General features: G+C 62.4%; 17 protein-coding genes. 13 read left to right on the top strand and 4 right to left on the bottom strand.

From position 1 onward, the window contains the following. The first annotated feature begins 128 nt into the window (after nucleotides 1-128). The gene (gene ilvD / locus SR908_RS03960) at nucleotides 129-1,841 is read left to right on the top strand and encodes a dihydroxy-acid dehydratase (protein ID WP_075368076.1); all 1,713 of its coding nucleotides are present in this window, start codon (nucleotides 129-131) and stop codon (nucleotides 1,839-1,841) included. A 515-nt stretch (nucleotides 1,842-2,356) separates the two neighbouring features. Next, nucleotides 2,357-3,745, top strand: a complete 1,389-nt coding sequence (gene ltrA / locus SR908_RS03955; protein ID WP_246920167.1) for a group II intron reverse transcriptase/maturase — start codon at nucleotides 2,357-2,359, stop codon at nucleotides 3,743-3,745. An 81-nt stretch (nucleotides 3,746-3,826) separates the two neighbouring features. Here ltrA and SR908_RS03950 read toward each other — a convergent pair whose 3' ends face one another. Further along, nucleotides 3,827-5,770 carry an aconitate hydratase gene (locus SR908_RS03950; RefSeq protein ID WP_246920170.1) on the bottom strand — a complete coding sequence of 648 codons (1,944 nt, stop codon included), beginning with the start codon at nucleotides 5,768-5,770 and terminating at the stop codon, nucleotides 3,827-3,829. A 444-nt stretch (nucleotides 5,771-6,214) separates the two neighbouring features. Here SR908_RS03950 and SR908_RS03945 point away from each other — a divergent pair, with 444 nt between their 5' ends. Both SR908_RS03945 and SR908_RS03940 read left to right on the top strand, forming a co-directional pair. Further along, nucleotides 6,215-7,273 carry an oxidoreductase gene (locus SR908_RS03945; RefSeq protein ID WP_246920173.1) on the top strand — a complete coding sequence of 353 codons (1,059 nt, stop codon included), beginning with the start codon at nucleotides 6,215-6,217 and terminating at the stop codon, nucleotides 7,271-7,273. 151 nt (nucleotides 7,274-7,424) lie between these two features. Beyond that, entirely contained in the window at nucleotides 7,425-7,811 is a 387-nt protein-coding gene (locus tag SR908_RS03940; RefSeq protein ID WP_075368073.1) for a hypothetical protein, read from the top strand. 96 nt (nucleotides 7,812-7,907) lie between these two features. Here the strand turns inward: SR908_RS03940 and nudE are convergent, their stop codons facing one another. Then, a complete protein-coding gene (gene nudE, locus SR908_RS03935) occupies nucleotides 7,908-8,510 on the bottom strand; it encodes an ADP compounds hydrolase NudE (RefSeq protein WP_098060075.1) in 603 nt (200 codons plus the stop codon). Nucleotides 8,511-8,621: 111 nt separating this feature from the next. Between nudE and yrfG the strand changes: the two genes are divergently transcribed. From yrfG to rsd, 9 genes are all read left to right on the top strand, one after another. Further along, complete coding sequence (gene yrfG / locus SR908_RS03930; RefSeq protein WP_075368071.1) at nucleotides 8,622-9,296, top strand: GMP/IMP nucleotidase; 675 nt, start codon at nucleotides 8,622-8,624, stop codon at nucleotides 9,294-9,296. Nucleotides 9,297-9,398: 102 nt separating this feature from the next. Beyond that, a complete protein-coding gene (locus tag SR908_RS03925) occupies nucleotides 9,399-9,791 on the top strand; it encodes an RNA-binding S4 domain-containing protein (RefSeq protein WP_075368070.1) in 393 nt (130 codons plus the stop codon). Nucleotides 9,792-9,842: 51 nt separating this feature from the next. Continuing rightward, nucleotides 9,843-10,718, top strand: a complete 876-nt coding sequence (hslO, locus tag SR908_RS03920; RefSeq protein ID WP_040242603.1) for an Hsp33 family molecular chaperone HslO — start codon at nucleotides 9,843-9,845, stop codon at nucleotides 10,716-10,718. A gap of 197 nt (nucleotides 10,719-10,915) precedes the next feature. Then, complete coding sequence (locus SR908_RS03915) at nucleotides 10,916-12,499, top strand: phosphoenolpyruvate carboxykinase (RefSeq protein ID WP_246920175.1); 1,584 nt, start codon at nucleotides 10,916-10,918, stop codon at nucleotides 12,497-12,499. An 87-nt stretch (nucleotides 12,500-12,586) separates the two neighbouring features. Next, on the top strand, nucleotides 12,587-13,093 hold the full coding sequence (gene msrB, locus SR908_RS03910; RefSeq protein WP_040242599.1) for a peptide-methionine (R)-S-oxide reductase MsrB: 507 nt from the start codon (nucleotides 12,587-12,589) through the stop codon (nucleotides 13,091-13,093). Between the two features lie 160 nt (nucleotides 13,094-13,253). After that, nucleotides 13,254-15,581, top strand: coding sequence for a Tex family protein (locus tag SR908_RS03905; RefSeq protein ID WP_246920528.1), 2,328 nt, complete (start codon nucleotides 13,254-13,256; stop codon nucleotides 15,579-15,581). A 250-nt stretch (nucleotides 15,582-15,831) separates the two neighbouring features. Then, the gene (gshA, locus tag SR908_RS03900) at nucleotides 15,832-17,394 is read left to right on the top strand and encodes a glutamate--cysteine ligase (RefSeq protein WP_075368383.1); all 1,563 of its coding nucleotides are present in this window, start codon (nucleotides 15,832-15,834) and stop codon (nucleotides 17,392-17,394) included. Between the two features lie 107 nt (nucleotides 17,395-17,501). Then, the gene (locus tag SR908_RS03895; RefSeq protein ID WP_075368068.1) at nucleotides 17,502-18,020 is read left to right on the top strand and encodes a disulfide bond formation protein B; all 519 of its coding nucleotides are present in this window, start codon (nucleotides 17,502-17,504) and stop codon (nucleotides 18,018-18,020) included. 80 nt (nucleotides 18,021-18,100) lie between these two features. Continuing rightward, complete coding sequence (gene rsd / locus SR908_RS03890; RefSeq protein WP_246920177.1) at nucleotides 18,101-18,610, top strand: sigma D regulator; 510 nt, start codon at nucleotides 18,101-18,103, stop codon at nucleotides 18,608-18,610. Between the two features lie 22 nt (nucleotides 18,611-18,632). Here rsd and SR908_RS03885 read toward each other — a convergent pair whose 3' ends face one another. After that, nucleotides 18,633-19,295, bottom strand: coding sequence for a phosphoribosyltransferase (locus SR908_RS03885; protein ID WP_246920180.1), 663 nt, complete (start codon nucleotides 19,293-19,295; stop codon nucleotides 18,633-18,635). A gap of 75 nt (nucleotides 19,296-19,370) precedes the next feature. Further along, nucleotides 19,371-20,384, bottom strand: a complete 1,014-nt coding sequence (gene cra / locus SR908_RS03880; RefSeq protein ID WP_075368065.1) for a catabolite repressor/activator — start codon at nucleotides 20,382-20,384, stop codon at nucleotides 19,371-19,373. Nucleotides 20,385-20,448: the final 64 nt, after the last annotated feature.

Below are 20,448 nucleotides of genomic sequence, written 5' to 3'. Positions count from 1 at the left end.
CCACGCAATGTCATGCCACCGTGACACCGACGTTTATGTCGCTTGTCTTTCCCGCTGTATCACCACAGCCGGCATGCGTCGCTCATATAATTCGCCCTCGGGCCTACCAGACGAAACAGGAGCACTTGATGAGCCAGCAGGACTCTCCCGCCAACGCCGATCACCGTCGCCGCCATTCCGCCAATGTCGTCGATGGCCCCGGCAAGGCTGCCAGCCGTGCAATGCTGCGTGCGGTAGGCTTCAACGACGAGGATTTCACGAAGCCGCAGGTGGGCATCGCCTCGACCTGGAGCCGCGTCACACCGTGCAACAGCCACATCAACGTATTGGCCGACGCTGCCAGTGACGGCGCCGATGCTGCCGGTGGCAAGGGTGTGGTGTTCAATACCATCACCATCAGTGATGGCATCGCCAACGGCACCGAAGGCATGAAGTATTCGATGGCCTCGCGCGAGATCATCGCCGATTCCATCGAGGCGGTATCCGGGTGCGAGGGCTTCGATGGCGTGGTCGCCATCGGTGGCTGCGACAAGAATATGCCTGGCTGCATGATCGGCCTGGCGCGTCTCAATCGGCCCAGCATCTTCGTCTACGGCGGCACCATCCAGCCTGGCGCCGGGCATACCGACCTGGTGTCGGTGTTCGAGGCGATGGGCGCCTACTCGCAGGGCAACAAGTCGCTGATCGAAGTCAAGCAGATCGAAGAAGTCGCTATTCCTGGGCCGGGTTCCTGCGGCGGCATGTACACCGCCAACACCATGGCATCGGCGATCGAGGCGATGGGTATGAGCCTGCCCAACTCCTCGGCACAGGATGCGGTGTCCCAGAGCAAGAAAGACGATAGCCGCGCCGCCGGCGAAGCCGTGCTCAAGCTGCTCGAGCTGGACATCAAGCCCTCGGACATCATGACCCGCAAGGCGTTCGAGAACGCCATCACCGTGGTCATTGCCCTGGGCGGCTCCACCAATGCCGTGCTTCACCTGATCGCCATGGCCAACACCATCGGGGTAGAACTCTCGCTCGACGATTTCACCGAGATCGGCAAGCGTGTGCCGGTGCTCGCCGACCTTCGTCCCAGCGGCCATTACCTGATGAGCGAGCTGGTGGCGATCGGCGGCATCCAGCCGATGATGAAGATCCTGCTCGATGCGGGATTGCTCCACGGCGATTGTCTGACCGTGACCGGCAAGACGCTGGCCGAGAACCTGGCCGACGTGACGCCTTATCCGACGGGGCAGGAAATCATCAAGCCGCTGGAGGCACCGATCAAATCGAGCAGCCACCTGCGCATCCTCTACGGCAATCTGGCCCCCGAAGGGGCGGTGGCCAAGATCACCGGCAAGGAAGGTACCCGCTTCACCGGGCGTGCTCGCGTGTTCAACTCCGAAGAGGAGGCACAGGCACGCATCAACGACCTGACCGTGGTCGCCGGCGACGTCGTCGTGATTCGCTATGAAGGGCCCAAGGGTGGCCCGGGCATGCGCGAGATGCTGACGCCGACCTCGGCGATCATGGGCCGCGGGCTGGGCGACAAGGTGGCCTTGATCACCGACGGTCGCTTCTCCGGCGGCAGCCATGGTTTCGTGGTCGGGCACATCACGCCGGAAGCCTTCGTCGGTGGTCCCATCGGCCTGGTCGAAGATGGCGACGAGATCACCATCGACGCCGAGAACGACATCATGACGCTGCATATCGACGACGCCGAGATGGCGCGCCGCCGCGCGGCCTGGAAGCGCCCGGCACCGCGTTACACCCGGGGCACGCTGGCCAAGTACGCCAAGACGGTCAGTTCCGCGTCGAAAGGGGCGGTTACTGACCTGCCCGAGGCGCTGGACGATTGAGACGGCGTAGGCTGTGTCATACAAGCGGCCCTGCGGGGCCGCTTTTTTCGTTGTGCGCCAGGCATGGCGCGCAGCGCCAGACTGGCGCTGTTCCCGGGGGTGGTGCCTCGGGATGACTTGGGGGTGAAAGTCCCCTGTACACCCGGCAAGGGGAAGTACTAGCCGACGGCAAGGGTGTCTTCTGCGAGGGAGAATCCGAAGGAAGCCCGAGGCAAAACGCTGGCCTGACGAACAGGAAGCGGATATGAGGCGTCCTGGCGGGGTGAGGTGGCAACGATCACCAAAGCCCGGTACTTGCACGAAACGCCATGGCGTACATCCGACAGGCATAAGCGGGAAGGTCGCGCGTCTTACCCTGGGAGGTCTGGTGGTCTGCCACAGTGCTACCGGCGTCGAGAGGCGACGGGAAGGACCATCAGACGTCAGCCAAGGCCATAGTAAGTGCCGGTTCACCCCGGCACCAAGGGCCGAACATGAAGAACCGCGAGTAGGCGATGACGTCTCGAGGATTGATCGTGAAGACAGCAATGGGCGCTAACGCCGCCACCCACCCAGAGGGGCCGGGGTGGAACCCCGCGTCCCAGCCGGTGGGCGTCGAGACGGTCCCGGCGTCGTCATCGTGGACGAAAGCGGAGCCCGCCCCGCTCATGGAAGCCGTGGTAGAGAAGGCCAACATGGCGCGGGCTTACCGTAGGGTGGTCACCAACAAAGGGGCGCCGGGTGCCGATGGCATGACGGTGGACCAGTTGACCGACCACCTGAAACAGCACTGGCCGACGCTGCGCGAGCGGCTGCTGGCCGGTGAGTACCACCCCAGCCCGATCCGAGCCGCCAAGATCCCCAAGCCCAAGGGCGGGACCCGACAGCTCGGTATTCCCACGGTCACCGACCGGCTGATCCAGCAGGCGCTGCTGCAGGTGCTGACGCCGACTTTCGACCCAAGCTTCTCGGAGTCGAGTTACGGCTACCGCCCCAAGCGTAGCGCCCAACAGGCCGTCTCGGCGATGAAGGCTCACGTTTCTGCCGGCCACCGCTGGGTGGTCGACCTCGATCTGGAAGCTTTCTTCGACCGAGTGAACCACGACCTGTTGATGGCACGGGTCGCGCGTCGCGTTCACGATAAGCGAGTACTGCGCCTGATCCGTCGCTATCTGGAAGCTGGGATGTTCCAGCACGGCCTGACCACACCAAGAGAGCAGGGTACGCCCCAGGGCGGGCCGCTGAGTCCGCTGCTGGCGAATATCCTGCTGGATGACGTGGACAAGGAGCTGGAACGCCGCGGCCACCGCTTCTGCCGCTACGCCGACGACATGCAAATCTACGTGCGGAGTCAGCGAGCGGGCGAGCGTGTCATGGCCAGCCTGAGTGAGTATCTCGAGAACTCACTTCGGCTCATGGTCAACCACGCCAAAAGCGCGGTGGATCGCCCCTGGCAGCGAGGCTACCTGGGGTACACGCTGACTCGGCACAAGCTGCCACGGCTGACGCTGACCCAGGCCAGCTTGCAGCGCTTGATGCAGCGTGTCCGCGAGATCCTGAAGCGTGGCAGGGGCCACAACATCCGGCGAGTCACTGAGGCGTTGGCCCCCGTCCTACGCGGCTGGGCCAGCTACTTCAGCCTCGTCGATGTGAAGCGTCCCCTGGAAGCGCTGGATCAATGGGTACGCCGACGCTTGCGCTGCGTGATATGGCGGCAGTGGAAACGTCCAGGCACCCGGCGTCGGAAGCTCCTGGCGCTAGGGTTGGACGAGCCCCGTGCCTGGAAGTCAGCGGGGAATGGACGAGGTCCTTGGTGGAATGCGGGAGCCTCGCACATGAATCAGGCCCTGCCACGGAAGTGGTTCGAGCAGCAGGGGCTGATCTCGGTACTCGACACGGCAAGAGGGCTTAGCCGCTCTTCATGAACCGCCGTATACCGAACGGTACGTACGGTGGTGTGAGAGGACGGGGGAGGTGACTCCCCCTCCTACTCGATGGTGGGCTCGTCAGGCTGCCTTCTGGTTGCGCATCCAGGCGATCAGCCCGCCGCTGAACAAGATCTCGACCTGGCGTGGAGTCAAGGCGTGTTCGAGCGTCAGCGTTCTACCGTCAGCCTGGGCCGTCACGGGACCGCCGGCTTCCAGCGCTTCTTGTAGCTTGTCGAAGCCGATGCGGGTATCGACCTCGAGCGCGTCGTAATCGTCGCCGTCGGAGAAAGTCAGCGGCAGCACGCCGAAGTTGACCAGATTCTGGTGGTGAATACGGGCAAAGCTCTTGGCGATGACGACACGCATGCCCAAGTAGCGTGGGGCGATGGCGGCGTGTTCCCTGCTCGAGCCTTGGCCGTAATTCTCGCCACCGATGACGATATGATCGCCTGTCTCGCGGGCACGTTCGGCATAGCCGTCGACGACGCCACGAAAGGAAAACTCGGCGATCCTGGGAATGTTGGAACGGTAGGGCAGCACCTCGCCGCCGGCAGGCATGATCTCGTCAGTGGAGACATCGTCGCCGGCCTTGACCAGAATCGGCAGGTCAAGCTGTGTCTCGAGCGGCTCGAAATCCGGCAGCGACTCGATGTTCGGCCCCTTGATCAGATGCACCTTGCGCGCCTTGGACGCTTCCATTGGGGCGATCAGGGTGCGGGTGTTGATGATCGGATCGTTGGGCTCTCGCACCTGGGGGTAGGCCATGCCCAGCGTCCGGGGGTCGGTGATCACACCCTTGAGTGCCGAGGCTGCGGCGGTTTCCGGGCTGCACAGGAATACACGGTCTTCGCGCGTGCCTGAGCGGCCGGGAAAGTTGCGCGGCACCGTGCGCAGGCTGTTGGTGTCGTTGGCCGGCGCCTGACCCATACCGATGCAGCCATTGCAGCCGGCCTGATGCAGTCGGGCGCCGGCGCCGAGCAGGTTCAACAAATGACCGTCGCGGGTCAGCGTTTCGAGAATCGAGCGCGAGGTAGGGTTGATCTCCAGCGAGACGTTGTCGTCGATGGTCCGTTCCTTGAGCATGGCGGCGACGATGGCGAAGTCTCGATAGCCGGGATTGGCCGAGGAGCCGACGTATGCCTGCGATAGTGGCTCGCCGGCCACTTCCCGCACGGGAACGACATTGCCGGGGCTCGACGGGGTGGCGATCAAGGGCTCGAGCTGCGAAAGATCGATTGTCTCGTGGCGATCATAGCTACAGCCGTCATCCGGCAGTAGCTCGTGCCAGTCTTCGCCGCGCCCCTCGGCGTCGAGGAATGCCTTCACTGCCGCGTCGGATGGGAAGACGCTGGTAGTGGCACCGAGTTCCGCTCCCATGTTGGCGATGACATGGCGGTCCATCGCGGAAAGATGCTCAAGGCCGGGACCATAGTACTCGATGATGCATCCCACACCGCCGCTAACGCCATGGCGGCGGAGCATTTCCAGTATCACATCCTTGGCGCTGACCCAATCGGGCAGGGAGCCCTCCAGGCGCACGCCCCAGACTTCCGGCATACGCGTATGGAAGGGTTCGCCGGCCATCGCCATGGCGACGTCGATGCCCCCGGCGCCGATCGCGAGCATGCCCAGCGAACCGGCGGCCGGCGTATGGCTATCGGACCCCAACAGCGTTTTGCCGGGCTTGCCGAAGCGTTGCTGGTGCGTGGGATGGCTGACGCCGTTGCCTGGACGTGAAAACCAAACTCCCAAGCGTTCCGCCGAAGTCTGCAAGAAGCGGTGATCGTCGGGGTTCTTGTTGTCTTCCTGAATCAGGTTGTGGTCGACGTACTGGGCGGAGACCTCTGTCTTGACCCGGTCGAGCGCCATGGCTTCCAGCTCCAGCATTACCATGGTGCCGGTGGCATCTTGGGTGAGGGTCTGGTCGATGTTCAGGCCGATGGCCGCACCCGGCGTCATGTCGCCGCTGACGAGGTGCGAGGCGATCAGTTTCTGGGTAACGTTACGGGGTGTGTGACGCATGATGATGTCCCCAATGGTGAAATTTGTCCCTTAAGTGTAGGACAGACATCGTCGGCTTCACGGACTGAGCATGTAGCCGCTGCCAGTGACGGGAAAATCATCGCCAGACAAGGCTCGCCACGAAACGTCGGGGTAAGCCTCGAAATAGGTAGTACGCGGCGTCAGGCGGCAAGTTGCCAAGCCTGAGCGGCGTCGTCCATCATTAGCCATTGCTCGATGTCGTACCATAATGTTTCCAGTAGCAGCTCGAGACTCTCTTCCGAGCAACACATAACGTCTCTCCCGGTAACGTGGCAGGGTGAGTGAAGCCCAGCTTTCAGTATGGCGCTCGTAAGCCAAGTCGCCGAGGTTTTTGGTGACGCTTTGTCACTGCGCGTACCGATGGTATCCATCGTGTCTCGGGCATGGCCCATGGTAGCGGCGTAGAAGTACAAGGGGTTGAGTATGACCGATAAGATCAATGTAGGACTGGTAGGTTACGGGTTCGCCAGCAAGACATTCCATGTGCCGCTATTGATGGCGGAGGACGGCATGACCTTGCAGGCGATTTCCAGCAGCGATGCTGCCAAGGTGGCGGCTGATTGGCCCCAGGTCGGAATCGAAGCCAGCGCGGCCGCGCTCTTCGCGCGCGATGATATCGATCTGGTGGTGATCCCCACCCCCAACGATACGCACTACGATCTGGCGAGTGCCGCCTTGGCCGCCGGCAAGCATGTGGTGATCGACAAACCCTTCACGGTTACCCTCGACGAGGCCGAGTCACTAGTCGAACAAGCCTCGCGGGCGGGCAAGCTGCTCTCTGTCTTCCACAATCGGCGCTGGGATGCGGATTTCCTGACCGTGCGAGATCTGCTCGAGCGTGGCGATCTAGGACGCGTCGCGCATTTCGAATCGCACTTCGATCGTTACCGCCCCGAGGTCAAGGCGCGCTGGCGCGAATCGGCCGCCCCGGGTGGCGGTATCTGGTACGACTTGGGCCCGCATCTCATCGACCAGGCGTTAGTATTGTTCGGTATGCCCGAGGAGATATCTCTTGATCAGGCCTGCCAACGCGATGGCGCGCAGGTCGATGATTATTTTCATGCCGTACTCCGCTATGGTCAGCGGCGGGTCATTCTTCACGCGGGCAGCCTGATGGCGGCACCCGCGCCACGCTTCTCCGTGCACGGCACGCATGGCAGCTACGTCAAGCATGGACTCGACCCGCAAGAGGACATGCTCAAGTGTGGCGAGCGCCGGCCCACACCGGAATGGGGCGAAGATCATCAACATGGGCTACATACCGTCCCCAATGTGAATGACGCCGGTGCGCGCCCTGAATTGCGGGAGGTCCCCACACGGGCGGGCAATTATCCGGCTTATTACACGGGCATTCGCAAGGCGATACGGGGCCAGGGGAACAACCCCGTATCGGCGGAGGAATCCCTGGTGGTAATGCAGGTGCTCGAAGCGGGGCGACGCAGTGCACAACATGGGGGCTTCGAGCAACTGACGGCACGTTGAGATTGCCGTTAAGGCGCTAAGTGGTGGGCTGACCTTGCGTCATGTCGATACCTTATCTAAGGTTTGTACAGGGTTAAGCGATGGCCTTTTGCCCACGCAACCCATGCACTTCACCTGAATGTGAAGGCGTAAAGGATTAAGGAGGATTCGCATGAAACAGCAACTTACCGCTCTGACCTTCGCCGCGCTCCTGGCACTCCCCACGGCAGGTGCTTTCGCGCAAGACGATTCGGCGCCGGACGTCAGCAGTGAGAAAGGGTCTGCCAACACCGAGCAAGGCTCGACCAAGGCTGAAGGTGGCACCGCCAGTGGTGAAACCACGGGACATGTCGACGGAGAAGACAGCATTCCCGGTGGTGATCAGGAAGGTCTGAGCACCGAAACCGGGTCGGCCAATACCGAGCAGGGTGATACCGCCGCCCAAGGTGGAACTGCTGCCGATCCCGACGCAGATGATGGCCCGGTTCCGGAAAGTATGGATGATCCGGAAGACAATCACGGTGTCGATTCCGCACAGGATGTCGATCCCGAAGAATGATCATCTGAAAGGCTTATGAAGTGAGCCGCTATCACGCTCGAGAGTGATACGACGAAGCCCCGCTATGACGGGGCTTCGTTGCGTTTGGACGATGGCTCACCACCACTGTTCGTGGGTGCGCTCGCTGCGTAGGCGGTCGCGCGCAATGAACAGGGCGGCGATGGCGCGTCCTTCATGGAAGTCCTCGCGCGCCAACAGGGAGGCGATATCCTCGATAGGGTGACGTTCGACGATCAGCGGTTCCGGCTCATCGCCGGGCAAGCGCTTCTCGTAAAGGTCGGTGGCGAGCATGACATGGATGCGGTGGCTCATGTAGTTGGGTGCCAGGGAGAGCTCCACCAATGGCTCGATGCGTTGCGCGCCCATGCCGCATTCTTCCATTAATTCGCGATTGGCGGCACTGACGATGTCCTCGCCGGGGTCGATGAGCCCCTTGGGCAAGGTCAAGGCATAGTCGTCGAAACCCGCGGCATATTCATGAATCAGCAACACATGCTCCGGGTCCGGCATGGCGACGATCATCACGGCGCCACCGCCATGGCCATTGCCGCTGCCCGTGAGGCGCTCAAAAGTGCGCTCGGCGCCGTTGGCGAAGCGCAACTCGAGTTCTTCGACGGCGAACAAGCGGCTGCGGGCGACTTCACGGCGGCTCAAGAGGTGTGGCTTGGGATGGCCCACGCCGGTGTCGTCGGGCGGCATGCCGCCATCGTGATGGGAAGAAAAGGCCATGGTGTCTCCGTGCGGGTAGCTATCATGCAGCGTACAATAAGGGAGCATTAGGTTCGATATCCACCCTGGCGGGAGCCCATCATGGTTGACTGGAACGCCATCGACACTGTGCTGCTCGACATGGATGGCACACTGTTGGACTTGCATTTCGACAGCCATTTCTGGCTGGAACACTTGCCGCAGCGCTATGTGGAACTGCACAAGCTGGATGCCCATCACGCCGATACGCTACGTTCGCGTATCATCGGCGAGCAGGGCACGCTCAACTGGTACAGCCTGGCCTACTGGAGCCGTGAGCTGGGCGTCGATGTGGTCGCGCTCAAGCGTGAGGTGCAACACTTGATCGGCTTGCGCGGCGATGCGCTGGATTTCCTCAAATGGCTCAAGAAGGCGCATCCGCGTGTCGTGCTGGCGACCAACGCCGACCGTGAAAGTTTGGCGCTCAAGTTGCCGCTGACCGGGCTTGAAGGGTATCTCGATGCCATCGTCTCGTCGGCGGACGTGGGCGTCGCCAAGGAAGCGCCCGAGTTCTGGTTCGCGTTGCAGGACATCGAGCCGTTCGAGCCCGCGCGTACCTTGTTCATCGATGACAACCCCGCGGTATTGGAAAGCGCGCGCGAATACGGCATTCGCTATTTGTTGGGCATCAAGCAGCCCGACAGCCAACGACCCGAGCGCGAGCTGGAAAATTTCATCGCCCTCGAGCGTTTCGCCACGCTCTTGCCGCAGGATATGCCGAGTGCAGCGCGCCGTTGATCGCGCCTCCTCCCGCCTTGAAAAGTCGCCCTGCGGCACCCACGTTACACGTCTCGTTCGTAGGGCGTTCTCGCGTATTGAGGCGGCGATGCAGGGAGAAACATGAGCGACACGATCCGTATCGACAAGTGGCTATGGGCGGCACGCTTCTTCAAGACGCGTGGCCTGGCCAAGAAAGCCATTGAAGGTGGCAAGGTCCACTACAATGGCGGGCGCGTGAAGACCAGTAAGGCGGTCGAGCTCGGCGCCTTGGTCAAAGTGCCGCAAGGCTGGGACACCCTCGAAGTCGAGGTGACGGGGCTCTCCGGTCAGCGCCGCGGCGCCGCCGAGGCCCGCGAGCTCTACCGTGAAACGTCGGCCAGCCTGGCACGGCGTGAGCGCGAAGCCCAAAATCGGCGCCTGGCCAACCAAAGCATGCAAGGGCCACATGGTCGCCCCGACAAGAAGCAGCGCCGCGCGATTCAGGACTTCCAGCGCCATGGCTTCGATGATTGAATGCCGGCATAGCATCCATTCCGGCTTTCCCCAACCTGACGACGAACCATCATGACCGACCAGATCCAACGTTTTCTTTTCGACGCTACCAACGTGCGCGGCGAAATCGTCAACCTGCAGCAGGCCTACGCCGAGGTGCTCGACAAGCATGCCTATCCCCAGGCCGTAAGCCGTCAGCTCGGCGAGTTGCTGAGCGCCGTTGCCCTGCTCACCGAGACGGTCAAACTCGATGGCACCGTAAGCCTTGAGGTACGTGGACAGGGAGCCGTACGTTTGCTGATGGCGGAGTCCAACCCTGGTGGCGACTTGCGTGCCATCGCGCGTCTCGATGACGAAGCGGCGCTTCCCGAGGAAAACGCGTCGCTCACGTCCCTGGTTGGCGAGGCGCAGATCGTGATCACGCTCGACCCTCGCGAGGGTCAGCGCTATCAGGGTATCGTTGCCGTCGAGGCCGATAGCCTGGCTGCCTGCCTGGAGGATTACTTCGCGCGTTCCGAACAGCTGGCCACGCGCCTGTGGTTGGCGGCCGACGGCCGCCGTGCGGCGGGAATGCTGCTGCAGCAACTGCCCGACGACGAGGCCAATAGCGATCCCGATGCCTGGCAGCGCACCGTGCACTTGGCTACCACGCTGAGCGATACGGAATTGCTCGACCTCGAGCAACACAAGCTACTCCATCGCCTCTTTCACGAGGAGCAGACCCGCGTCTTCGATCCCAAAACGCTACGCTTCGGCTGTACCTGTACGCGCGAGCGCATCGCCAATGCCTTGCATGGCTTGGGTGCCGAGGAGTTGCGCAACATCGTGCACGAGCAGGGCGAAGTGGAGACGCAATGCCATTTCTGTCATAGCCATTATCGTTTCAGTGCCGCCGATATCGAGTCCCTGATCGAATCGCCGGGCGCAGGCGCCGCGACCCTGCATTGATCTGACGCGTGTCATGCCCAAGTGCGTGCGGTGTCATCAGCGTGCTGGTGACGTTTTCCGCGCAGAGCCTTTTTGCCATAATGACGGCCCCTCAGTCTCGCCTTGTCCTCACAAGAGGCAATCCATTGTCCGGGTGGCCCTGGCGAGTAAGCATCGGTTAACGAGAGAGAAACGCCCTCCGGGCCCAGGACACGATAATGACCACGACCCCAGCCGCCTCCCCGGCAACCCACGAGGCACGTCCCGTGCAAACCCATACCAATCTGAGCAGCGCCGCGTTGATCGAGCATGCCATCGTGCGCGGTGAAGGCCATCTCGCCGACAACGGTGCCTTCGTGGCGAATACCGGACGGCGGACCGGCCGCTCCCCGAAGGATCGTTTCGTCGTCAAGGAGCCCTCCACGGCGGACTTGATCGACTGGGGGAGCGTCAATCAGCCGTTCGACGCCGACAAGTTCGACGCGCTGTGGGAGCGTGTCGAGGATTACTTGGCCGAGGGTGACAACTTCGTCTCCGAATTGCATGTCGGTGCCGACCCCGAGTATTACCTGCCGATTCGTGTCACCACCGAGACCGCCTGGCACAATCTTTTCGGGCGGAACTTGTTCGTGCGTCCCGAAGGCTACAACCCCAAGGGCAAGAGCGAGTGGACCATCCTCAATGCGCCGCATTTCGAGTGCGTGCCCGAGCGTGACGGCACGAACTCCGACGGCACGGTGATCCTCAACTTCGCCCGGCGCCGCGTGCTTATCGCCGGCATGCGCTACGCCGGCGAGATGAAGAAGGCCATGTTCTCGGTGCAAAACTTCCTGTTGCCCGAGAAAGACGTACTGCCCATGCACTGCAGCGCCAACGTTGGTGAGGATGGCGAAACCACGCTGTTCTTCGGTCTTTCGGGCACCGGCAAGACCACGCTCTCCGCTGATCCTGAACGCTACCTGATCGGCGACGACGAACATGGTTGGGGAGAGGGCACCGTATTCAATCTGGAAGGCGGCTGCTACGCCAAATGCATCGACCTCTCGGAGAAGAATGAGCCTCTTATCTGGAAGGCCATTCGCTTCGGTACGGTGCTCGAGAATGTGGTCCTCGACGAGTGTCGCCATCCCGATTATAGCGATGACGGCCTGACCCAGAATTCCCGCGCCGCCTATCCGCTCGAGCACATCGACAAGCGCGTGCCCGAGAACCTGGCCGGCGAGCCCAATGCGATCATCTTTTTGACCTGCGACATGAGCGGGGTGCTGCCGCCGGTGTCGCTATTGTCCAAGGAAGCTGCCGCCTATCACTTCCTATCCGGCTACACCGCCAAAGTCGGCTCCACCGAAATGGGCGCCTCTGCCGGTCTGGAAGCGACGTTTTCGACCTGCTTCGGTGCGCCGTTCTTCCCGCGTCCGGCGCGCGAGTACGCCGATCTGCTGGTCAAGCGCGTCGAGGCCTTCGAGTCGCGTGTATACCTAGTCAACACCGGTTGGACCGGTGGCGCCTACGGCGAGGGTGGCTCGCGCTTCAGCATTCCCACCACACGGGCGATCATCGCGGCGATCCAGAACGGCGACCTCAAGGACGTCGAGACGCGTCACATCGAGGGATTGAACCTGGACGTGCCGGTGGCCGTGCCGGGCGTCGACTCGACGCTGCTCGACCCGCGTCAGGCGTGGCCGGATAGCGCCGACTACGAACGCCACATGCGCGTATTGGCAGACAAGTTCATCGCCAACTTCGCCAAGTTCGAAGGCGTCGACGAGGATATTGTTGCCGCCGGTCCTGCGCTGACCTGACGAAGCGAACCATTCAGTGGAATTCGCCTCTAACGGGGAGAGTCGGCCATCGGCTCTCCCCGTTATGTATCGCAAGGAGGACACGTCATGCATCGCCGTCGTTTTTTGGGCTGGTTGGGTGTCGCGGGAATCCTGGGTGCAGTGCCGGGTTTCGTCCTGGCACGCCCCAAGTTGTCGCTGGAACGGGGCGCGGATGTCGAGGTGCTCACGCTCGATGACGCCGAGTGGCGCGAGCGACTCAGCAAAGAGCGCTATCGTATTCTGCGTGAGGCCGATACCGAGCCGGCAGGTAGCAGTCCGCTCGACAAGGAGACGCGCGCCGGTGAATATCGCTGTGCCGGTTGTGACTTGCCGCTTTTCTCCTCGCGGACCAAGTATGACTCCGGCACTGGCTGGCCGAGCTTCTTCGACCATATCGAAGGCCATCTGCTGACAGAACTGGACTTCGTGTTGCTGATTCCACGTACCGAGTACCACTGCGCGCGTTGTGGCGGGCATCAGGGCCACGTCTTCGAGGACGGTCCCGAGCCGACCGGCCTGCGCTGGTGCAACAATGGCCTGGCGCTGCGGTTCGTGCCCGACGAGACGGGATAAGGAAGCGCCATCTGCGTCGCGCCGGCGGTTGTGATACCTTGTCGCCACTTCTGTGACAGGTCGTTTTCGACAAACGGCTTTCGACATGCCGGCCCGCGCTATCGCGGGCCGAGGTTTTGCCGAGCGTCTCGCGCCCGGCCCGGAGAACGTCAAGGACATCATGGACGCCAATCTCAAGATCGTTTCTCGGCTCGCCGAAGAACTCGCCGTTCGTTCCCAGCAGATCAGTGCTGCTGTGGCCCTGCTCGACGACGGCGCTACCGTGCCCTTCATCTCTCGTTACCGTAAGGAAGTCACCGGCGGGCTGGATGACATTCAACTACGCACGCTGGAAGAGCGTCTGCGCTATTTGCGTGAGCTGGAGGAGCGCCGTGTCGCGGTGCTTGCCAGCATCGACGAACAGGGCAAATTGACCGACGCTCTGGCGGCATTGATCCAGGCTGCCGATACCAAGCAGCGTCTCGAAGATCTGTACCTGCCCTATAAGAAGAAGCGTCGCACCAAAGCGCAGATCGCCCGAGAGGCAGGGCTCGAACCGCTGGCGGAGGCCCTTTTGGCCGATCCCGATCTCGACCCCGAGACCGAAGCGGCAAAATATGTTCGCGCCGCCGAAGGCGATACGCCCGCCATCGAGGACGCCAAGGCCGCATTGGATGGCGCCAAGCAGATCCTCATGGAACAGTTCAGCGAAGACCCCGACCTGGTGGGGCAACTGCGCGAGCGGCTGTGGAGTGAGGGGCAGCTTGTCTCGCGTGTGATGAGTGGCAAGGAGCAGGAAGGCGCGAAGTTCTCCGATTACTTCGAACACGACGAATCGTTCGCCAAGGCGCCTTCGCATCGTGCGCTGGCCATGTTCCGGGGCCGCAACGAGGGCATGCTGGCGTTGGCGATTCGTCTACCGGGCGAGGAAGACGCCGAGATTCATCCTGCCGAAGTCGCCATTGCCAAGCACGTCGGCGTGGCACTCACCGCCACGCAGCCGGCCTCGCGTTGGCTCAAGGAAGTGGTGCGCTGGACCTGGCGTGTCAAGCTTTACACCCACCTAGAGACCGAGTTGATGAGTCGCCTGCGCGAACGCGCTGAGCGCGAGGCCATCGAGGTTTTCGCCGCCAATCTCAAGGATCTGTTGCTAGCAGCGCCCGCCGGGGCGAAGGCGACTCTGGCTATCGACCCGGGGCTGCGTACCGGCTGCAAGGTCGTGGTCGTCGACGCGACCGGCAAGTATCTGGAAGATACGGTGATTTACCCACATGCGCCACAGAAGCGCTGGGATCAGTCCCTGGCCACGCTGGCGGGGCTGGTCGACAAGCATGACGTGGCCCTGATCGCGGTGGGCAACGGTACCGCCAGCCGCGAGACCGACAAACTCGCCGGCGAGGTGGTCAAGCGGACGTCGCGGTCGCTTGCCAAGGTCATGGTCAGCGAGGCGGGTGCCTCGGTGTATTCGGCTTCAGAGCTCGCTTCGCGCGAATTCCCGCAGCTCGATGTCACCGTGCGCGGCGCGATCTCCATCGCCCGGCGCTTGCAGGACCCGCTCGCCGAGCTGGTCAAGATCGAGCCCAAGTCCATCGGCGTGGGCCAGTACCAGCACGACGTTTCTCAGGTCCAGCTCTCGCGCAGTCTTGAGGCGGTCATCGAGGACTGCGTCAACGCCGTGGGCGTCGAGCTCAACACGGCGTCCGGCGCCTTGCTGTCACGTGTTTCCGGTCTCAATCCGACGCTGGCCGAGAACATCGTTGCCCAGCGCGACGCCAAGGGGCGCTTTACGTCGCGTCGCGAGTTGCTGGATGTCAGCAGACTAGGGCCCAAGACCTTCGAACAGTGCGCGGGGTTCTTGCGTATCGCGGACGGCGACAACCCGCTCGATGCCAGCGCCGTGCACCCCGAGGCTTACACGGTGGTCAATCGCATTGCCCAGCGTCATGAGCGTGACCTAGCCGGCGTGGTCGGCGATAGCAGCTTTCTCAAGTCGCTCAATCCGGCTGATTACGTCGATGATACCTTCGGTGTGCCTACCATCAGCGATATTCTCAAGGAGCTCGACAAGCCCGGTCGCGACCCGCGCCCCGAGTTCAAGGCCGCCGAGTTCCGCGAAGGCGTGGAAACTCTCAAGGATCTCGAGCCAGGGATGATCCTCGAGGGCAGTGTGACCAACGTCACGCACTTCGGGGCGTTCGTGGATATCGGCGTTCATCAGGATGGCCTGGTGCATATCTCGGCACTCTCCGAGAAGTTCGTCGAGGATCCGCGTCAGGTGGTCAAGGCCGGCGACATCGTCAAAGTGAAGGTCATGCAAGTCGATCTCGAACGCGCCCGGATCGGATTGTCCATGCGTATGGGCGATGCGCCGAGTGATGCCTCGAGCGGCGACGAACCGCGTCGCTCACGTGGGCAGCGTGGCGGGGGCGGCAAGCGTGATTCGCAACCGGCGAGCGAAGGTCTCGGGGCACTCGGTGAAGCATTGGCGAAGGCACGTCGCCAATCGTGAAACGCCTCGTGCGCGCGATTTGCCTTGAAAGGTGGCCGGCCGCCTCCATAATGGTTTTTTAATGCGGCGCGCTCAGGGGCCGACGATCCGCCGAGGTTGTCCTCGGCGATGTTTCCGTTAGCCGCACACATGAGATCGTCCGGCGATGCCGGCGAGCCACGATCCACCGGTGACACCAGGGAAAGCTGCGCTTTTCCCAGACGTGAGGGAATTTATCTTGTCCGAAACACTCGCCACCGCCATTCAGCGCATGCACGGGCTGGCTCGCCAAGGGCGATTCGGCCGCTTGCGCCGCGGCATCGAGAAAGAAGGCTTGCGCGTCGATGGCGCCGGGCGCATCGCCCAAACGCCCCATCCCCATGCCCTGGGCTCCAAGCTCGCGCATCCCTATATCACCACCGATTACTCGGAAGCATTGCTCGAGTACATTACGCCGGTCTACTGTCGCCCCGACGACGCCCTGGCGTTTCTCGGTGATCTACTGCGCTACAGCTATCGGCAGCTCGGCGATGAATTGATCTGGCCGGCAAGCATGCCGAGCCGCCTGGATGGCAACGACAGCGTGACCATTGCCGATTACGGCACCTCCAATGTCGGCACCATGAAGCACGTCTACCGCAAGGGGCTCGACGTGCGTTACGGGCGCATCATGCAGTCCATCGCCGGTGTTCACTACAACGTCTCGCTACCCGAGAACCTGTGGCCGATGCTGCGTGAGCTCGAAGGCCGCGACGGTGAGAGCCTGGAGGGCTATCGCTCCAGCCGCTATTTCGATCTGATCCGCAACTTCCGGCGTCACAGCTGGTTGTTGCTGTACCTGTTCGGAGCGTCGCCGGCGTTGGATCGTAGCTTCCTGACCGGTCCGGCACCCGATCATCTCGAAGCGCTGGGCGAGCACACATTGGCAGGACGTTACGCCACAAGCCTGCGTATGTCCGATCTTGGCTATCAGAACAAGGTGCAGGAGCAGCTCAAGATCTGCTTCAACTCGTTGTCCAACTACGTGGGTACGCTACGCCATGCGATCAGCACGCCATGGCCGGACTATCAGCGTTTCGGCGTCAATGTGGACGGCGACTGGCGCCAACTCAACGCCAATATCCTGCAGATCGAAAACGAGTATTACAGCGACATTCGTCCCAAGCGAGTGGCGCGTCACGACGAGACGCCCACCCAGGCGCTAGAGGCGCGTGGTGTCGAATACATCGAGGTGCGCTGTCTGGATCTCGATCCTTTCACGCCCCTGGGTATCGACGAGACGCAGATGCGCTTTTTGGATACCTTCCTGATGTGGTGTCTGCTCTCCGAGAGCCCGTGGATTCCCGACGAGGAGTGCGATCGCCTCGACGACAACCGCCGCCTGGTCGTGGAGCGCGGCCGTGATCCTGAGCTCAAGCTGAGTGTCGGCGATCGCCAGCGCTATTTGCGCGACTGGAGCCACGACATCTTCGCTGAGCTCGACGGTGTCGCCGAGCTGCTCGACACCAATGAAGAGGGCACGCCGCATCGCGACGCCCTCGCGGCGCTCGCGCCGCGCCTCGACGACCCCGAATTGACGCCGTCCGGCCAGCTTTACGCCCAGTTGGTCAACGAAGGCGTCGAATATCTTGATCAAGCGCGTGCCCTGGCCGAGCAACAGGCGGCCGAGTTACGCGAAGCGCCTATGGATCGGGCGCGCGAGGCGTTGTTCGAGCAGCTCGTCGAGACCTCGCATCAGCAGCAAGGCGATATCGAACGCGCCGATCACGAGGATTTCGCGACCTTCCTGGCGCATTATTTCGAGCGTGCAGGTAAACCTCTCAGCGTCGCGTGAGTCGAAACGTTGTCCAAGGCCTGTGCCGCAACTGCGGCACAGGCCTTTTCATGAGCGAAGCGAAGACCCAACACGAAACGAGTCGGATTGCCTGAGGAGACGTGACGATGATTACCCGATTGGCCGCGATGAACGTGCGTCGAGGCTGCTTGCTGGGCCTGGCGATGTGCGTGCTGATGATGGGCGTGGCCTTGGTATTGCAATATGTCTATGGGTTGACGCCTTGTCCGCTGTGCATAGGGCAGCGCATTGCGGTCTTGCTAGCGGCGCTCGTCTTCGCCGTGGGAGCGGTGCACAATCCTGTAGGACGTGTCGGGCGCGGCGTCTATGCCGGCTTGGGCGCCCTGGCTGCGGCACTAGGTGTGGCGGTTGCCGCGCGCCATGTGTGGTTGCAGTCGCTGCCTTCGGAAAGTGTGCCCAGTTGCGGTCCAGGACTGGACTACATGATGGAAGTGCTGCCATTGTGGAGCGTAATCTCGCGAGTGCTTTCAGGCTCGGGGGAGTGCGCCGAGATACACGGCTTGCTGTTGGGCATGTCGATACCGCAATGGACGCTGGTGGGGTTCGCCGTGCTGCTACTGATTCCATTGGGGATGCTGGCCGGTATCGTGATTCGCCGCCGTTGAGGGGCGGGAAGGCGGCAGGAGAGCCGCCTTCCTCAATGTCAGGGAAGTGGCCTGTGCGGCCATGACAGGAGAGACTCATCATGCTGGAAGATACCAAGACGGCCCTTGAGCGTTGGGGCGGGGTGCACACGCTCATCGACCGCTGGCTACAACAACGCTATGACATGCTGGTGACTCTGATGGAGCTGCGCGAGGCCTGCGACGCGGAGCTGGAGTCGGTTTCCAAGGCACGTATCGATGCCTTCAGCGAAGCCCTGATGGACTACATCAGCGGTGGTCATTTCGAAGTCTATCCGAAGCTGCGCGACGAGGCAGTGGCGTTCGATGATCGAGACGCCCTGGCTCTGGCCGACCGTCTGCTCGGAAGACTGGAAATGTCCACGCAGATGGTGCTGGAGTTCGACAACGACTATTCGACGCCGACGCGCTGCCAGCACTACGTGACGCGTCTGCCGGCCTGGCTAGAGCGCCTGAGCAAGGCGCTTACCGAGCGCTTCGCGCTCGAGGATCACCTGATCGCACGGTTGCATGCTGTGCACGCACCGTCTTCCGGCGTTGAAGACTCCTCCACACCGCGTGCCTTATCGTAAGCGTCTTAAAGGCGCTTACGTTTCATGTCGTGCCTGTGTCATTCGAACGGCGCAAGCAGGTGCTCACCTCGGCGTCGCTGGTCTGGTCGAAATGCCGGTACCACTGACCCACCGAGGCAAAGTGTTCCGGCGCTGCCAGACATACGACGTGATCGACCTCGGGGCGCAGGGCCTCGAGGCTCTCGGGAGCTGCCACCGGCACCGCCAGAGTGCAGTGCTCGGCGCCTAGGCGGCGCACCGCGTGAATCGCCGCGCGCATGGTTGCACCGGTGGCTATGCCATCGTCGACCAGTATCACTTGCCGGCCGGTGAGCGAGGGGTAAGCTCGGTCGCCGCGAAACGCGTGTTCGCGACGCTCGAGTTCGTGGCGCTCATGGTCGATGACCGATTCGAGTCTCCGTTCGTCGACGCCCAGCCGCTGGATAAGGGGTTTGTCGAGTACCTGTACGCCACCGCTGGCGATGGCGCCCATGGCGAATTCCTCGTGACCGGGCACCCCCAGCTTGCGGACTACCATCACATCGAGTGTGGCGCCTAGAGCATGCGCGATCTCGGCAGCAACCGGCACCCCGCCACGGGGGAGACCCAGTACGAGAGCCGAAGCGTCAACATGGCCTTGTAATCGCTGGGCGAGGCGCCGGCCGGCGTCTCGACGGTCTTGCAGTGGTAGCTCTTGCTCTTTCATGACGTGCCTCGTCGGATGAATGACAATCCCGAAGAAAGCATGGACAGTTGTGCGAGCTTGGGCCAATGCCGCAGGTCAACCAATCGGTGCATGTGTCCGTTTGAGAGCTCGGCGATCGTGCAGCGAGCGTTCGATGATATCGATGCCGGGACGGTAATCGCCGGATGCCGCCTGCATGGCACGGGTCAGGGCCAGCTCGGCGATGCGGTCGTGATGCTGGGGCAGTGAGTTGACCGCCAAAGGTAGGAAGTCCAGCAGACGGTCGTCACCGAATGTCGCCAGACGCAGCTCTTCGGGTAGCCCCCCTTGTTCGAGCAGAACATCGAAGACGCCATCGAGCAGCACATAGGACGCAGTGACGAGAGCATCGGGAATGCCATGTTCGTCGATCAGTCGCCTCATGAGTGCCGCACCGGTAGCACGATCGTAGCGCGCACCGCTGAGCAATATCGGGTCGTCGAGAGATGCCTCGCGAACCGTCTCCAGAAAGCCTGCCCGCCGTTCCACACTGATCGACAGCTCCGGCACTGCATCCAGCCAAGCGATGCGAGCGACCTCGGCGTCGAGCACCGAGCGCGTCAGAGCGCCGGCAGCCTGATGGTTGTTGCTGACTACACAGACCACGCGTTCGGGGTCTAGGGCGCGGTCGAGCGCAATGATCGGCAGACCACTCGCCATTAGGTCGGGATAGAACGGGTCATCCATGGCCAGGCTGCTGGCGACGATAAGGGCATCGCAGCGCTGGGCGCGCAAGGCACGCGCCAGCTCGCGTTCGGTGTCTGGGTCATCGTCCGAGCCCGCGATCAGCAACTGATAGCCCAGACGGCGCGCGCCATTCTCCAGACGCTTGGCCAGGCGGGCGTAACTGGTGTTTTCCAGGTCCGGCACGATGAAGCCCAGCGTGCGGCTCGCGCCCCGACGCAGCGCCGCCGCCTGGGCATCGATACGGTAGTCATGCTTAGCAACCACGGCCATGACGTGCGCCACCGTCTCGGGGCGGATGCGCCGCTCGGCGGCCTGGCCGTTGATCACGTAACTGGCCGTGGTACGCGAGACGCCCGCCAGTCGAGCGATTTCTGCGAGAGTCATGGATGTCTTCCTTGAATGAGCCGACGATACAAAAGCGCCTATTCTAGAGGCTGACACGCGGTCT

It is taken from the genome of Chromohalobacter canadensis, assembly GCF_034479555.1.
Classification (GTDB): Bacteria; Pseudomonadota; Gammaproteobacteria; order Pseudomonadales; family Halomonadaceae; genus Chromohalobacter; species Chromohalobacter canadensis.
The sequence above is the reverse complement of the archived record's forward strand: the minus strand, read 5'-3'. Positions and strand labels throughout refer to the sequence as shown.

Coding starts and splice junctions, on each gene's coding strand:
- ilvD (WP_075368076.1), top strand. CDS start 129: ATGAGCCAGCAGGACTCTCCCGCCAACGCCGATCACCGTCGCCGCCAT.
- SR908_RS03950 (WP_246920170.1), bottom strand. CDS start 5,770: ATGCGTCACACACCCCGTAACGTTACCCAGAAACTGATCGCCTCGCAC.
- SR908_RS03945 (WP_246920173.1), top strand. CDS start 6,215: ATGACCGATAAGATCAATGTAGGACTGGTAGGTTACGGGTTCGCCAGC.
- SR908_RS03940 (WP_075368073.1), top strand. CDS start 7,425: ATGAAACAGCAACTTACCGCTCTGACCTTCGCCGCGCTCCTGGCACTC.
- nudE (WP_098060075.1), bottom strand. CDS start 8,510: ATGCCGCCCGACGACACCGGCGTGGGCCATCCCAAGCCACACCTCTTG.
- yrfG (WP_075368071.1), top strand. CDS start 8,622: ATGGTTGACTGGAACGCCATCGACACTGTGCTGCTCGACATGGATGGC.
- SR908_RS03925 (WP_075368070.1), top strand. CDS start 9,399: ATGAGCGACACGATCCGTATCGACAAGTGGCTATGGGCGGCACGCTTC.
- hslO (WP_040242603.1), top strand. CDS start 9,843: ATGACCGACCAGATCCAACGTTTTCTTTTCGACGCTACCAACGTGCGC.
- SR908_RS03915 (WP_246920175.1), top strand. CDS start 10,916: ATGACCACGACCCCAGCCGCCTCCCCGGCAACCCACGAGGCACGTCCC.
- msrB (WP_040242599.1), top strand. CDS start 12,587: ATGCATCGCCGTCGTTTTTTGGGCTGGTTGGGTGTCGCGGGAATCCTG.
- SR908_RS03905 (WP_246920528.1), top strand. CDS start 13,254: ATGGACGCCAATCTCAAGATCGTTTCTCGGCTCGCCGAAGAACTCGCC.
- gshA (WP_075368383.1), top strand. CDS start 15,832: ATGCACGGGCTGGCTCGCCAAGGGCGATTCGGCCGCTTGCGCCGCGGC.
- SR908_RS03895 (WP_075368068.1), top strand. CDS start 17,502: ATGATTACCCGATTGGCCGCGATGAACGTGCGTCGAGGCTGCTTGCTG.
- rsd (WP_246920177.1), top strand. CDS start 18,101: ATGCTGGAAGATACCAAGACGGCCCTTGAGCGTTGGGGCGGGGTGCAC.
- SR908_RS03885 (WP_246920180.1), bottom strand. CDS start 19,295: ATGAAAGAGCAAGAGCTACCACTGCAAGACCGTCGAGACGCCGGCCGG.
- cra (WP_075368065.1), bottom strand. CDS start 20,384: ATGACTCTCGCAGAAATCGCTCGACTGGCGGGCGTCTCGCGTACCACG.